Source organism: Pseudomonas arsenicoxydans, assembly GCF_006438915.1.
Taxonomy (GTDB): Bacteria; Pseudomonadota; Gammaproteobacteria; order Pseudomonadales; family Pseudomonadaceae; genus Aquipseudomonas; species Aquipseudomonas arsenicoxydans_A.
In genome coordinates, this window is sequence record NZ_RCZE01000024.1 from 19,638 (window position 1) to 32,621 (window position 12,984).

The 12,984-nt window shown below is 52.6% G+C and carries 18 protein-coding genes; 15 read left to right on the plus strand and 3 right to left on the minus strand.

Annotation, left to right across the window (positions count from 1 at the left end):
* The first annotated feature begins 4 nt into the window (after window positions 1–4).
* From EAH78_RS31150 to EAH78_RS31225, 15 genes are all read left to right on the plus strand, one after another.
* The gene (locus EAH78_RS31150) at window positions 5–493 is read left to right on the plus strand and encodes a hypothetical protein (RefSeq protein ID WP_140672074.1); all 489 of its coding nucleotides are present in this window, start codon (window positions 5–7) and stop codon (window positions 491–493) included.
* Window positions 493–1,686, plus strand: coding sequence for a type IV secretion system protein (locus EAH78_RS31155; RefSeq protein ID WP_140672077.1), 1,194 nt, complete (start codon window positions 493–495; stop codon window positions 1,684–1,686). Before EAH78_RS31150 ends, EAH78_RS31155 begins: the two co-directional genes overlap by 1 nt.
* Window positions 1,687–1,697: 11 nt before the next feature.
* The gene (locus EAH78_RS31160) at window positions 1,698–2,471 is read left to right on the plus strand and encodes a hypothetical protein (protein ID WP_140672080.1); all 774 of its coding nucleotides are present in this window, start codon (window positions 1,698–1,700) and stop codon (window positions 2,469–2,471) included.
* Complete coding sequence (locus EAH78_RS31165) at window positions 2,468–3,319, plus strand: TrbG/VirB9 family P-type conjugative transfer protein (protein WP_140672082.1); 852 nt, start codon at window positions 2,468–2,470, stop codon at window positions 3,317–3,319. Before EAH78_RS31160 ends, EAH78_RS31165 begins: the two co-directional genes overlap by 4 nt.
* A 9-nt stretch (window positions 3,320–3,328) precedes the next feature.
* Window positions 3,329–4,765, plus strand: a complete 1,437-nt coding sequence (locus EAH78_RS31170) for a TrbI/VirB10 family protein (RefSeq protein WP_140672084.1) — start codon at window positions 3,329–3,331, stop codon at window positions 4,763–4,765.
* Window positions 4,746–5,114: a hypothetical protein gene (locus EAH78_RS31175; protein WP_140672086.1), complete on the plus strand. Its 369-nt coding sequence runs from the start codon at window positions 4,746–4,748 to the stop codon at window positions 5,112–5,114. The genes EAH78_RS31170 and EAH78_RS31175 overlap by 20 nt, the downstream gene beginning before the upstream one ends.
* 162 nt (window positions 5,115–5,276) lie before the next feature.
* Entirely contained in the window at window positions 5,277–6,029 is a 753-nt protein-coding gene (locus EAH78_RS33095) for a lytic transglycosylase domain-containing protein (RefSeq protein ID WP_205017979.1), read from the plus strand.
* Complete coding sequence (locus EAH78_RS31190; RefSeq protein ID WP_140672090.1) at window positions 6,029–6,337, plus strand: hypothetical protein; 309 nt, start codon at window positions 6,029–6,031, stop codon at window positions 6,335–6,337. The genes EAH78_RS33095 and EAH78_RS31190 overlap by 1 nt, the downstream gene beginning before the upstream one ends.
* A gap of 113 nt (window positions 6,338–6,450) precedes the next feature.
* Window positions 6,451–6,738, plus strand: coding sequence for a hypothetical protein (locus tag EAH78_RS31195; protein ID WP_140672092.1), 288 nt, complete (start codon window positions 6,451–6,453; stop codon window positions 6,736–6,738).
* 39 nt (window positions 6,739–6,777) lie between these two features.
* Entirely contained in the window at window positions 6,778–6,996 is a 219-nt protein-coding gene (locus EAH78_RS31200; protein WP_140672094.1) for a hypothetical protein, read from the plus strand.
* A gap of 235 nt (window positions 6,997–7,231) precedes the next feature.
* Complete coding sequence (locus tag EAH78_RS31205; RefSeq protein WP_140672096.1) at window positions 7,232–7,513, plus strand: hypothetical protein; 282 nt, start codon at window positions 7,232–7,234, stop codon at window positions 7,511–7,513.
* Between the two features lie 52 nt (window positions 7,514–7,565).
* Entirely contained in the window at window positions 7,566–7,904 is a 339-nt protein-coding gene (locus tag EAH78_RS31210) for a plasmid replication protein RepB (RefSeq protein WP_240051952.1), read from the plus strand.
* Between the two features lie 184 nt (window positions 7,905–8,088).
* Window positions 8,089–9,522 carry a replication initiation protein gene (locus tag EAH78_RS31215; protein ID WP_140672098.1) on the plus strand — a complete coding sequence of 478 codons (1,434 nt, stop codon included), beginning with the start codon at window positions 8,089–8,091 and terminating at the stop codon, window positions 9,520–9,522.
* Between the two features lie 68 nt (window positions 9,523–9,590).
* The gene (locus EAH78_RS31220) at window positions 9,591–10,343 is read left to right on the plus strand and encodes a hypothetical protein (RefSeq protein ID WP_240051953.1); all 753 of its coding nucleotides are present in this window, start codon (window positions 9,591–9,593) and stop codon (window positions 10,341–10,343) included.
* A 121-nt stretch (window positions 10,344–10,464) separates the two neighbouring features.
* Window positions 10,465–10,713 carry a hypothetical protein gene (locus EAH78_RS31225; protein WP_140672100.1) on the plus strand — a complete coding sequence of 83 codons (249 nt, stop codon included), beginning with the start codon at window positions 10,465–10,467 and terminating at the stop codon, window positions 10,711–10,713.
* A 100-nt stretch (window positions 10,714–10,813) separates the two neighbouring features.
* On the opposite strand, the gene EAH78_RS31230 is transcribed toward EAH78_RS31225, so the two are convergent.
* From EAH78_RS31230 to EAH78_RS31245, 3 genes are all read right to left on the minus strand, one after another.
* Window positions 10,814–11,143 carry a helix-turn-helix domain-containing protein gene (locus tag EAH78_RS31230; RefSeq protein WP_205017980.1) on the minus strand — a complete coding sequence of 110 codons (330 nt, stop codon included), beginning with the start codon at window positions 11,141–11,143 and terminating at the stop codon, window positions 10,814–10,816.
* An 8-nt stretch (window positions 11,144–11,151) separates the two neighbouring features.
* Complete coding sequence (locus EAH78_RS31235) at window positions 11,152–11,478, minus strand: type II toxin-antitoxin system RelE/ParE family toxin (protein ID WP_140672103.1); 327 nt, start codon at window positions 11,476–11,478, stop codon at window positions 11,152–11,154.
* A 1,020-nt stretch (window positions 11,479–12,498) separates the two neighbouring features.
* Window positions 12,499–12,798, minus strand: coding sequence for a hypothetical protein (locus EAH78_RS31245; protein ID WP_140672107.1), 300 nt, complete (start codon window positions 12,796–12,798; stop codon window positions 12,499–12,501).
* Window positions 12,799–12,984: the final 186 nt, after the last annotated feature.

Sequence of the window (12,984 nt, forward strand, 5' to 3'; positions counted from 1 at the left end):
TTCTATGAAAAATGTAATTGTTCTGGTGTTGGCTCTAATGTCGAGTGCCGCCTTCGCGGCGTCGGACGTTGCCCACCTTCAACAAATGCAAGAGGCTACCAAAGCTTGTAAAGCTAAGGGCTTTAAAACTGTGGGGGAACAGGAAGATTGTGTTCATGCCGCTTATGTGAAGATCAAAAGCGGTGTGCCGGACCGTGGCGCTTTGTACGCTGAAAAGAACTACAAAGGTTTGAGCAAAGCACAAGCCGAAGGGAAGTTGATTTCTCTGCAAAAAGAGTACGACAAAGCGCCGAAGGGAACGTATTTCAAAGCCAGCAAAAAAGCCGGTGAAGTAGATCGAATTAGCATCATGAACGAAGGCTGGTGGATTCAGAAAAACATTCTTGGCGCTCGCCAAACCCAGGGCGATCCATGGTTCATGGAGTGCAAGGACGGCGCTCACTCGTTGAACACTGTCAACCGCTGCCCGCTCGGAAAAGGAGGCGCTAAGTAATGTCAGCCGTCCTGATAACCGTTCTAATGGGCTTGGGCACGTTGTTTTCACTCGGCGGCCTCCTGGTGCTGCACCTGCATCGCAAACAACGTCGCCTGCAAGCTTTGGAGCTTCAGGACGCACCCGCTCAACAGTACACCTACGATCCGGCGACAAACCTTTACACCCTGATCGACGCTCAGCCAAAGGCGCACGTCTACAAGGTGGGGCTTTTAAGCGATAAGAAGCGCCAGGTTATCGCCCTTGCCCTGGGCATGTTCGCAGTATTCCTGTCGCCGTTGCTGCTTATGCCACCGGCAGAAGCGGCCCTGTCGGACTCCATGCGCAACGTATTCAGTGGCGAGCTGAAAACGTTCGTTACCGGAATTATGAGTGGCTCTGACAATCCGGTATCTAATTTTGCCTGGATGATCTTTGCAGCGTTCTCTTTCATCTTGTTTGTCATAGAGGTTATTAAGTTTATTTGGCAAGGGAACCAAACCGAATCCCATATGATTGCGCTATGTATGTTTTTCATAACCTTCATGATTATGGGTTCTTACGACGGTTTCACCTCGGGCATTTGGGGTATCGCAGTCGGTATATCCGATGGATACCAAGAACAATTAGTTGGCAACACTGATAACTTTTTTCTTTCTCAATGGATGCACAAGACCTTTGCAGCAGTGGTTGTCGAAGACTTGAGCATGTGGGACTCGTTGAAGCTACTCAGTTATATGACTATGTGGACGGCTGCCGGTGTTCTTCTGGATGCGGTTGCATATCTTGCCGCAATGTGGGCAGACTTTGGTTACGCAGTTGGTAAAGTTGTCGGGTTTGTTTTTATTCCGTGCTTGCTGTTGCCTGCTACTAGGAATCTGTTTGACGGATGGTTCAAATTCTTCACCGGCTTCGGTTTCTTGCTCATCGTACTAAAAGCCACAATGGTTGTAGCCGCCATTGCCGTTAAAGCAATTGTGGGTACGCTGGGCGTTAAGTACGCAGGAGCGGGCTTTGCTGGCGAGCCGACAGCCGTAACTATCGGTGTCAATGAACTTTATAAGTTGGCCGACGCAGCCGCAATGCTATTTATCGCTGCACTCTTTGTTCTGTCATCGTTTGCATTTGCCTCTGCGCTTGCTGGTGGTCTTGGGAACATTAGTGGCGGGCTGGGTACGGCGGCCGGTCTGGCAGTTAAGAAAGTTCTTAAATAACGGGGTGTTTTATGTCTGTCGTAATGGATGAAGCTGCACAAAAACGAGCTGACAGTAACAGTAAGCTCCCTGCTGAAAAAGCCGCTTGGCGCGTTCTGAACAATAAGTTGTGGATTTTTGCAATATTCCTGCTGCTGGTATGTGTATTCCAAAACTGGAACAACCGTCAGGCATTCAAGGAAGCGATGCACACAAAAGAACTGGTGTGGATCAAGATGGGACCGGACGGCAGCGCAACGGTCGATGAATTCACCCCAGGCGATAAACCGATTTTTTACCGGGCTTCGGTGGACGGCGTTTTAGAGAAGTACCTGACCGCCCGTTACGGGGTACAGCCTGAGACGATCAGGAAGGATTATGGCGTTGCAGGCGTGTTTATGTCTGAGCCTATGTACACAGAGTTCCTTAGCACTCAACCAGGGGGCTTTAACGCTTTGCAAAGGGCTGTTGATGTTCAGGCCAATACCAATAGCGTTCCGCGTGTAGAAGTGAAGTGGGGTTTCCCTGACCACTACGACAGCGTGCCGGGTGTATTTGGGAAACAGAAGGGCGAAGTCTTCCGTTCAAACATCTATTTCACCACTACGACCAAAAGTCCAAGCGGACTTGTTATGAAAGATGGCGTTAAGAAAATGATTTGGCGCGGCCAATGGCGTTTGCTTCCAAAAGAAGCATTGGAAAAGAAATCTACGGCGTGGTTGCGAGCGAACCCAATCGGATTAGAGATTATCCAGGCTGATGTTATTGAAGACCCAGCCGGATACAAAAGTGAAGAGGCTAAATGACCATGAACAACATTATTTCCAAAGCCGCAGTCGGCGCAATGCTCTTTGCTGGTGCTGTATCCGTGCAGGCGGCAAGCTGCCGTGTCATCCACTGGAAACCAGATGCAGTTTTAACAATCAACAGCGCGTTGTATCTCGGCACGCGAGTTGAATTGCCTGCTGACAATTTGATTCCTCCAGTTTCCAGTTCAGAGCTTTGGAATGCTGAAGGTGCAGCGAACCAGGTCATGATTAAGCCCAACAGCGACACGGAGCAGGGCAAGTCAGGGATCATCCGTATGTGGACCACAGACGGCAGTTCCTACGACGTTGTAGCAAACCGCGTTGGTTCATCCGCGCAAAATGACGTATGCGTGAAGATCGTTGCCGATGGCATGTTCTTCACCCCTGGAGCGCGTGAAGCGCTCAACGGTCAGTCTTCAAACATTGCGCGGGGCGCGGCGGCATCCGGTCAACAGGTACAGGTTCTGCAACAGCAACTCGCCAAGCAGCGACTTGAAGCCAAGGCCCAATCGGATAAGGCCGTATACGAAGCGCTGCGCCGCTTTCGTTATCACGTGTACACCGGCTACACCTGGAATCAAGGTAAGGGCTTTGAAGCTGAAGGCTTAGTCACTGACGTTTACGACGATGGCCGGTTTACTTACATCCGTCTCGATAAGCCTAATCGCGGCCTAATGTCGGTTGAAACTGTCGTCGGGGGAAAAACAGCAGTTGTTCCAACCAAGTACGACGACTCTTATGGCATGTATGTTGTTTCGGGAATCTATCCAAGCTTTAAGTTGAAGATGGATGAATCTGAAATGAGCATTTCGCGCAATAACAATAAAACTCTTGGCGAGTTTTAAGGGGGGGCTATGACTGAAGAATCCTCACCTCGCATTGACGAACGGCCCTCGACCCACAAGAAGAAAATGCAGGCTTATTTAATGGCTGCGCTGGGTGTTGTGTTCTTCGTCCTTCTGTTCATGGTCGTCTGGAATGTTTATTCCAAGATGCAAGAACGCAAAGCACCGCCGAAGGAAGCAGAAGCAACACCGTTGGCTGCGCCACCTACCGCTGACCGGCAAACTCAGTTTGACGCGCTGGCCCAAAACCGTACTGCCCGCCCAACTACCCAGGGCGAGGCAGGCAGCACGAATGAGCGTTTCGACAAGATCAGCGAAGGCATGACCCCTGCGCAGCGCCGTAGCGCTGCATCGGGTCGGGGTGCGCAAGCCGTTGAGCCAGAGGAATCAGTCGAGTCGAAAGAAGTTCGTCAGTGGAAGTCCCGCGAGGAGCTGAGAGCGCTGAAAGCCGCCAATAAAGATTGGGGTTTGCCTAAGGCCACAAAAACAGGGCAGGGCGCTTTGAGCATGACTCCAGGCTCTCCAGGATCGCGTAGCGACGTGCAAGCAGCCCCGGCCAACATGAACGATCAGATTGCACATTTGAACCGGCCACTGAACGAAAACGCTAGCCTTGATGAGCGCCGGGCCGAAGTGAAACGCCGGATTGCTGAAGCACAGCAGCTTCGTTTGTCGCTGCAACAGAATGGTGCTGCTGGACTGCCGGAGGCTGCTGGGCGACCTGGGGCCACTTCGTCGGCTCCAGGCTTAGCACCGCCGATGCTTAGCCCGCAAATGGCCCCTGCGGCCCCACAGCGCGCTCAAGCCCCGGCAAATGTTGTTGGCTACCCGAAGAAGAACCAATACGACGCGGATACCGCTGGAAAAATCAAAGTGCCGCCAGGAACAGAGATCCTTACTACCTTGATGAAAAAAGGTATTTCGGATTACCCAGGTACATCTTTGAAAGCTATCGCCAATCGTGATGTTTACGACACTACTCGCCAGTTCGTAATTATTCCGAAAGGCACAGAATTCAATATCAAAATGGTCAGGACGCGGAACGTCAACGAAGCTATTTCTAATCGTGTCGGATTCTTGGTTAAAGAGGCTGTATTGCCTAACGGCAACTCCATTGACTTTTCCACCGCCGCAGTTGCGGATAGGGAAGGGGTGGGAGCCATTGAAGACCAAACCGACTATCACTTAGTGGCGCAGTTCCTGGGCGTTGCGGCTTACGCATTGATTGGCTCGCAAACCAGTCGCTCGGGCACTGGTGAAGATGAAGGTAGTTACGCTGGCGATGTTGGTGAAAACTCAAGAAGTCAATTTGCGCCATTGGCAGAGAAATATCTGAACATTGTGCCGACGCAAACCATTCGACCTGGGCAGAGTTTCCAAATTGTCACCGAACAAGAAATGTTTATCGAACCTTGGAGCGATCTTTATGCGAAATATGTTGATTAAAGCCATTTTGGTTGCGTTGATGCTGCCTGCTATCGCATTCGCCCAGGACGAGAAACCATATCCTCTCGACCCACTCGCAGTATGGGTTCGGACCGTTTACCCCGAGGATGTTAATACAGTGGGTGAAGCAATCCGTTACTTGTTGGAGCCAACTGGATACCGCGTAGTTGTTGCATACCCTGCGCCGAGCGATGCAATCACAATCGTTAACAGCCGTGTACCTGCAATTGCAAAGGTTCACCGGACAATGCCGGTTATGGATGCTTTGCAGCTGTTGATCGGCAACGACAATTGGATTGTGGTTGATCGTAACCACAAGCTGATTTCCTTTTCGGAGAAGAAATCGTGAAGCATTTAATCTTGTTGTTCGCAACGGTCGTGGTTGTTAGTGGGTGCAGCACTACGCATGTTTCAGGTACGGGTGAGTTTTTCAGCCTGAGCAGCCGTAATGTTGTTTATCGCGATTTGACTCGCCCTATTGCTGTCGATAACGAGCCGGAGCAAAAAAACTATGCCGTACTTCCAGCCCCGACTAAATAAGGCACTCACTGCCGCTGTATTCGTCCTGGGCCTTATGGCCCACGCGAACGCGGCAGAGCCAAGTGCCCCGGATGAACAGGAACTCTACGAGTACCTGTTTCCCGAGGCTGGAAAGGCGCGGGCACTGTCGAGCTCCCAAGACATGGCTGTCCAGTCAGCCCCGACCGAGCGCGTGCGCTCGGCCTGGGGTAATGACCGGCCGCAAGCGTGGTCCGAAGATCAAAGACAGGCTATGCAGGATGCGTTTAAGCCCAAGCCGAAACCGGTCGAGCCGCCTGCGCTGTTATCCGTGCCGGACGACAGCGGGTCGTTCAACTACTCGCCTATTGCCGTTGACGGTCAGCCATACGCTGACCTGATTCAGACCTACGCAAAAAAGCGGAATCTGAGCCCGTTGCTAGTGCAACAGATCATTAAGGCCGAGTCCCGGAATGATCCAAACGCGATAAGCCCGAAGGGCGCGAGCGGGTTGATGCAGCTCATGCCCCAGTTAGCCGCGGAATTCAATATTGACCCGTTTGACCCTGAAATGAATATCAATGTAGGCACCCAATACTTTGCGCAAATGCTGGCGAAATATAAGCGAGTTGATTATGCGCTTGCTGCTTACAACGCTGGCCCAGGTGCTGTAGATAAATACGGCGGTATTCCGCCGTATCCAGAAACTCAAAACTACGTTAGTAGCATTCTTGCCGGTGTTGCTCAGCTGGAGGCCAAAAACTAATGAAGCACTTATTTTTGATTGGCATGTTGTTTTCAGGCGTTGCGGTCGCCGGTAGTGAGTTTGACTTTGACTACAACGACAAAAACGATATGCGCGGTGCTTACTCAATGTGCGCAACCACAGGTTTCACCCAAGGCGATTGTCCGAAGGTTTATCAGAAATGCTGGCAACCGCCCATGATTTACCGCAAGAAGCATAAGACAAAGACTTATTGTGTTGATCCACCGAAGTTTGGCGTTAGCGATAGTGACAAAGATCGATACCTGGACGAAGGCGCTAAACGCGCAGAGAAGATAAACGGCGAATAAGCCAAGGTTTTGCAAGGGACTGCTCGCAAATTTTGCCCAGCAGTTGCGTCACCTGCTTAGTGGTGAGCTGGCCGGGGCATCTGGCACCAAATATGGATTAACCAGGAGGAAACATGCCGACGATAGACCGCCAATGGCTGGAGCAACGTGGCCCGATCTGGTTAGGCCGCTCGATCCAGTTAGGCCATACGACCAAGCTAGGCGACTCGACCAGATTAGGTAACACGGTTGAGCTGGATAAATTGCTTGATCTTATTGATGAAAGGCTTAGCGAATTTGCAGCCCAGGATAACGGTCATTTAGGGACCGTATTACTAAATTATGTTGCGGCCCGCCTCTTAGATCCTGCGGACAAAGCCGCTTACTTCGCAGCTGCAAACGAACGTTTTATTGGGGACTAATTCCCCGCAAGCATTTATTTCTTAATAAGGAACATACACATGGCTACTGAAACCAAAACTCCTAAAGTCCGTTATGACGCTCTTATCGCGCACGAATACGTCGTTGGTGAAGAAAAACGCACGTCCTGGACCAAGATCGGCGCAGCGTTCCCGACTCAGGATGGCAAGGGCTTCAATCTGGAAATCACCCCAAATATTTCGGTCAGTGGCCGAGTTGTGCTGCGTCAGTACGAGCCCAAACCAGCAGCCTCGGAATAACCCAAATGGAGAGCGGTCAAGGGGTTGGTGCGGCCCACAGGCGCGCAGCGCCGAGGACTCGGCCCCTTGACGGCGCGGAATGCCCCCAAGCCTCCGCTCGGGTGTGTGGGGTTGCTTCACCACCCCGCGCACCTGAGCCCTCGGCGGCAAGAGCGGGTTTACAAGGGCAGCGCCCTTGGTTTGCTCCTGATGCCGATAGCAACCGCGTAGTTGCGGTGAAGAATAAGGACAGAACGTGCGTTTAAAGATGTTGAAAGAGCTATTCAGCGCGGGTGTGCTTAGCGGCGCGACCGTCGTTCCCAACGGCCAGGACCAAGGGTCCTGGAAGCTCATGGTTCACAGGCTGAACGGTGAGTCTGTAGCCGTGACCGTAGCAGCGAAGCCGGAAGACAAAATCTACATACGTCTGAATGCCGCTCTGATGGATGCCCACCGCCTGGGTTTTCGAGACGTAGCGGTCCAACTGCCCGACGAATTTGAGCGAGAAGACAGCCAGCGCACCGGCTGCCTTCGCTAAGCCTTCACGAATCTACATAAACCTGCGCAAAAAGGTGTAAACCAGTGCCTTTTTGCGCAATTTCGCTTACACGAATTTGCTTTTTCATGCAGCGGCGCATAGTCTTGAATCGGTTCTAACCACATTGATTGAGGGCGTGATGGCCGTGGATCTATCCGCAATGCGAAAGCTGTATAAGGACGGTGCCTTAAAGGCGGCAATCGTCTCGCCTGCGCCGATGGAAATCGGTGCCTGGGTGCTTACGGTTGAGCGTACCGATGGATCGCATGAGTACATGACTGTTGCGAGAAAGGACCGACACAAGATCTACAAGAGCCTTGAGTCTGTCAGCGCTGATGCAGCGCGTGTGGGGTTCAGCGAAGTGAAGGTGGTGAATTTGCAGGTCGCATAACCAAAACGCAGAAACCGAAAAGCCCGGCTGGTAACCGGGCTCTTTGGATAAATCAGAACAGGTTTTCTCTTTCGACGGTAGAAACCTGTTCCTCAACAAGGTGAGCTGATTATGGCTGGCACTGCGGCTTCGTGCAAGTCACGGAAAGCAGAATGTAATCAGCTCGCCGCCGATTGGCGGGAACATGGAAGCAACCTCAAAATCGCACGGTGCGGACGTCACTGACGTCAACACCCAGCGCAACATTCCAGCTAGTGGCATCCAGACGCCTCCAGGGCGATTCTTTGAAGAAGGGACGGCCTTTAACCGCATCCTGATCGAAGCCCCCTATTTGGCGCGTTGCAGCGACAACAAAACCGCTGCGCTTGTCCGTCCCCGCGAGTACGCGATTCGCTTTCCCTACATGCAGATCAACCGGCAAGGGATGGTGTCGTGGCTGATATTCGACCTCGATCATGCCAACGCGCTGAAGTGGGACGACGCCGGGCTTCCCCCGCCGAATTTGATCGTTCGCAACCGTGCGAACGGCCACTCACATCTGTACTACGCGATCCCTACGGTCTGCACGACAGAGAACGGTAGAGACAAGCCAATCCTGTTCATGAAGGCGGTTTACACCGCCTTCGCAAACCTTCTCGACGCGGACCCTGATTACAACAGCGGGCCTGTTGCCAAGACTCCAGGGCATCCGTGGTGGTCGACCCAAGAGCTGCATAACCATATCTACGACCTGGGCGAGCTGGCCGACTATGTTGAGCTGAACGTAACGCCCTGGAAGACCGGCCCCAAGCTTGAAGACCTGCCGCACTCCAGGCACTGCATTTTGTTCGAGCAGCTGCGTTATTACGCTTACAGCGTTGTAAATCGCGAGCGCGAGCGCGGAAACCTAGCGTCCTTTACGCGGATGCTTGAAGCATTCGCGCACAACCACAACAGGTTCGCCCGTGCGGGCTTCACGCAAAACCTCATGCTGTCCTCAGTGCGAGCGACGGTTAGATCCGTCGCCCGGTGGACGTGGACGCGATACGAAGGCAGCACCCGGTGCTGCCGGGGCTCAATGGAACTCGACAAGTCGCTTCCGCTGCCCGAGCGTCAGAGCCTTTCAGCTAAGCGCACCCACCAGCTGCGGCACAAAGATACCGAATCGAAAATCCGCGCCGCCTGCCGAGGACTTCAGGAGCGAGGCGAAGCCCTCACCATGACTGCCATAGCCGCCCTAGCGGGCGTCACACGGCAAACGGTCGCGAACTACGGGCATGTCCTCAACGAAGTCGCTAAGCCATCCACTGTCGCCATCCTGGGCGCAGATCGAGGGCAGGAGCTCAAATCAGCCCCACGGGCTGAATTGCTATCAGATTCAAACCCGGGCATCAGGTGGCCAGGCTCAAAATGCTGTCATTCCGAGTCAGAAACCGGCGCGGCAGGCACCGATTCAGAAACGGAAATGCTATCAAAACCTGCCGGCCGCGCCGGCGATCGAGGACCAGAATGCTGTCATTCTGGCCCCGAGCCAATCCACGCTCCGGCTGTTAAGTATGGTCTACATCAGATAACAGCCCGCTTTGGGGCTGCTCTTGATCCTGGCCTTAAAGACTCTGAAAGTGAGGATTCTTCATAGTGCCGGGGAGTGGTGTATGGCGCTGCATTGTCTCAAGCACGGATATGGCATTAGCTTCAAAGGAACGTATGGCTGTTGATTGGAAGCTCATTGGTTTGCCCAGGTGGTACGACTGCAAGCTGGGCCGGATGAAAGATCAGACCATGGCGAAGCTCGCTGGTACGACAAAGAATCGCATTCGGAGTCGGCGTATGGCGTTTGGCATTGCGCCCTTTACCGTGGATCAGCTCATTGAGCCATTCAGAGATTTGCTGGGCATCCACACAGATACATCTGTTGCCCGTTTGAGCGGTGTGTCTCTGTTCAGCGTGACGGCTTATCGGGAGTCACAGGGAATACCGGCCAAGCCTAGACCGATTCAACGAACGCAGAGGATCCCGGCAAGCCATCCAGTCAGGCCGTACAAAGCCTTACTGGGCCTTGTACCTGACCAGGAATTGGCGAATCTTGCAGACGCTCCAGTGGCGACCGTCAAAGCGTTGCGCGAGTCGTTCGGGCTTGAGCCAGCGGCGCCGTTGCACGAATCACCGAAGCAAACCCCGATTCAGGATTGCCCTGGCCCGTGGATCGGCTACGAATCTTTGTTTGGGTGCATGTCCGCTGCAAAGATCAGCCGCGCTGTAGGTGTCCCTTTCTCGGTTGTCGAGCAGCGGCAAGCGTTCCTGGGCGTGCCTCCATTTCAGCGGGTATCGCGCCTTGCTCGTTACGAACATCTACTCGGCCTTGTCTCCAACGGAGTGTTGGCAAAGCTTGCGGGCGTCTCACCCTCCCGGGTTGCTCTGTTCCGCAAACAGAAGGCGTCAGAGCGTGAATCCTCGTAAAAAGTGGCGATGTAGTGTGCTGCGGAATCACCAGATTTCAACGTAGCGCGCCCTTTGGCCCGCTCAAAAGCTAAAAATAGGGAAATTTATGCGAGTTAGTCGGTTAGGACTTTGTTTCAGTTTGATCTACCTGGTACCAGCCATTGCGTGTGTCGCATTGGCTTTATCAGGCGACGATTCAAAGGGGCGGTTTGTGCTTTTGCAACTGCCTATCGGGCAGCAGCTTTGGGCCCTGCATTTGATGGGCATTCGCGAAAGTCTCTACGGGTTTTCTTGGCCCGCGCTCTATCTGCTGCTTTGCCTTCCAATGGTTGTGATGTTGTATTGCATTGGCTGGGGGTTGGGTCTGCTGTTTAAACGCATGGCCTAACTGGTGGACTGGTGGCGGCTGAAAGCAGTGTAACGCGGCCACCTCTTCATGCAGTGGAACGCTACGCGTAAGGGCACTGTCGGGTGCGCGCTACTACGCTTCAGCCTTTAGCAGTCTTGAGGGCTTTCTTGAAAGCTTTCAATGTGGGAACGGCGAACAGGAGATTACGTCCCACCGTAGAACTAGGCAGCAGCTGCTGTTTTTTCAGAAAACGACGAAAAGTCGAAGGGGAAACCTCCAGATATTCGGCCGCTTCTGCGCTCGTAAACTCGTCTTCTGCGAGATGGCCGAAGACCTCTTCATGAGTGGAATCGCTATCCTCAGAAAAGGCCTTCGTCGACAAAATCACAAAAAACTTTTGCCGTTCCGCAGCTGGCAGATGCCTGAGATCCTGGAACAGTTCCTCAGCAGTCATTGCAGCACGCATCATTTGTTACCTCAGCTTTTTAAATACTTCTTCAGGTCCGCATAGAAATTTTCGTGGGGACCAACCTGGAAAAAGTCGATTACCAGCAGCTCTATACCTGCACCTTTCAGCGCTTCCTCTGGGGAGGGCGGGCGATAAGCTATCAGGTATTCCTGCTTGTTAAATTTGAATTTGTGAACCCAAATGCCAAGCAGATCGCCGACTTTTGGGATTCCCACCTCAGGTGAATCGCAGATGATTTCGACCTCATCCTCGATAGCTACAGCTAAGGGTTTGTGCGCCTTTTTAACGAATCTGGCAAAAGGCGGTTTGTAGTTTTGCTGGTATTTCGACTTCATCTATATGACCTCATATTTATTCATTTTTGACCATTTGTCAATCCTCTTGGGTTGCCGAAAGGTGGCGCCGCGTGAACCATTCGGTAGCAGGAACCGCTCATCCGCTACTTCATTTGCCAGTTGACACTTCCGTCATCTTTTCCTATAGTTTGCCTCGTTGACAGAAAAACTATAGAATCACCCTATCTGTGCATTTCGAGTGCACAGAATCCGAGTATATCAGACAAATCCTTTTTTGAGCAAGGTTTTGCGATTTATTTTTAGCGCGAATTCTCGCTACGCCATAAAGCCCACTTCGGTGGGCTTTATTGTGTCAGATTTCTGCGTTCTCCCCCTGGACGGCAGACCCAAGCGAAACCAAGGGCGCTGCCCTTGTAAACCCGCTCTTGCCGCCGAGGGCTCAGGTGCGCGGGGTGGTGAAGCAACCCCACACACCCGAGCGGAGGCTTGGGGGCACTGCGCACCGTCAAGCAGAATGCGCCTGCGGCGGTCCTACGGACGCGGAACCCACCTTCGGCGGGGCCCCCGCCATTCAACTTGACCGCGCTTCGCTCAAAATCAATTCCCGCTAATTGAATCGTCCTTGGGGTTTTTCCTCTCTTCTTCCAGCTTTCGCCGGTAGACGGACTCGGCCCACTCCAAGAACTCATGTCCTGGCCCTATCTGGGGAGCTCGCAGAATTCGAAAAATCGTAAGATAAGCGAATGATGGACAATTCGGGGTCGATGCAATGCATCAGAAATTCGTGGTTGATGAGCTATCAGAAGCTGAACGTCAGTTGCTTATCAAGGGATTGCGGGCATTACGCCGAGAGCGGGGATTAGCCTGGAATGTCGCTTGTGACATAGCTACGGAACGTAAGGTGAAAGCCCCTCCTCTTTCCCAATACGGAATCACCGAGATCGAACAGTTGGCTCGACGTTTCGGTGGTACCGCTCGACATTGGACTGATGAATAACGCGCTAACGTTGGTTTTGGATCCATTGCACCCAGGATTCGAATTCCGGCTTTCACACCTTTCTACAAACAAAGCGCATTAGATTGGGCAGCAGCCATAATCACTTCCAGCTTCACCAATCGGGACAACCGATAGTCACCCACGGTTGTGTGCAAAATACGCTTTTTTGAGCGGCCAGAAACTCCCAGGACATGGGATGGAGCCACCAGTACCGAGCGGCTTGCCCGAATAAATTGCGGAGCTCCCAGCTCTACACCCTCTACGCTGGTTTTATGCGGTAGAAACCACTCAACGCCACCGGGCAGCACGCCAATGACATATTTCTGCTCCGCTTTGATGATTGCAAATTCGGAAATATCCAATTCTCGATATTCGCGTCTACTCCAGCATCGTAGCCTCATATCTTTCCCATATATGTAATGCAGGGCATGCCTCTTGCGACGTAAAACTTTATCGCTGGGGCTTAGCGTACAAAATTTTCCGAATTCTGTCGGCTCCCCAACTGGACGTTCGCGGTGAGTAAATGCATGGTCTTAACCACCTATTTG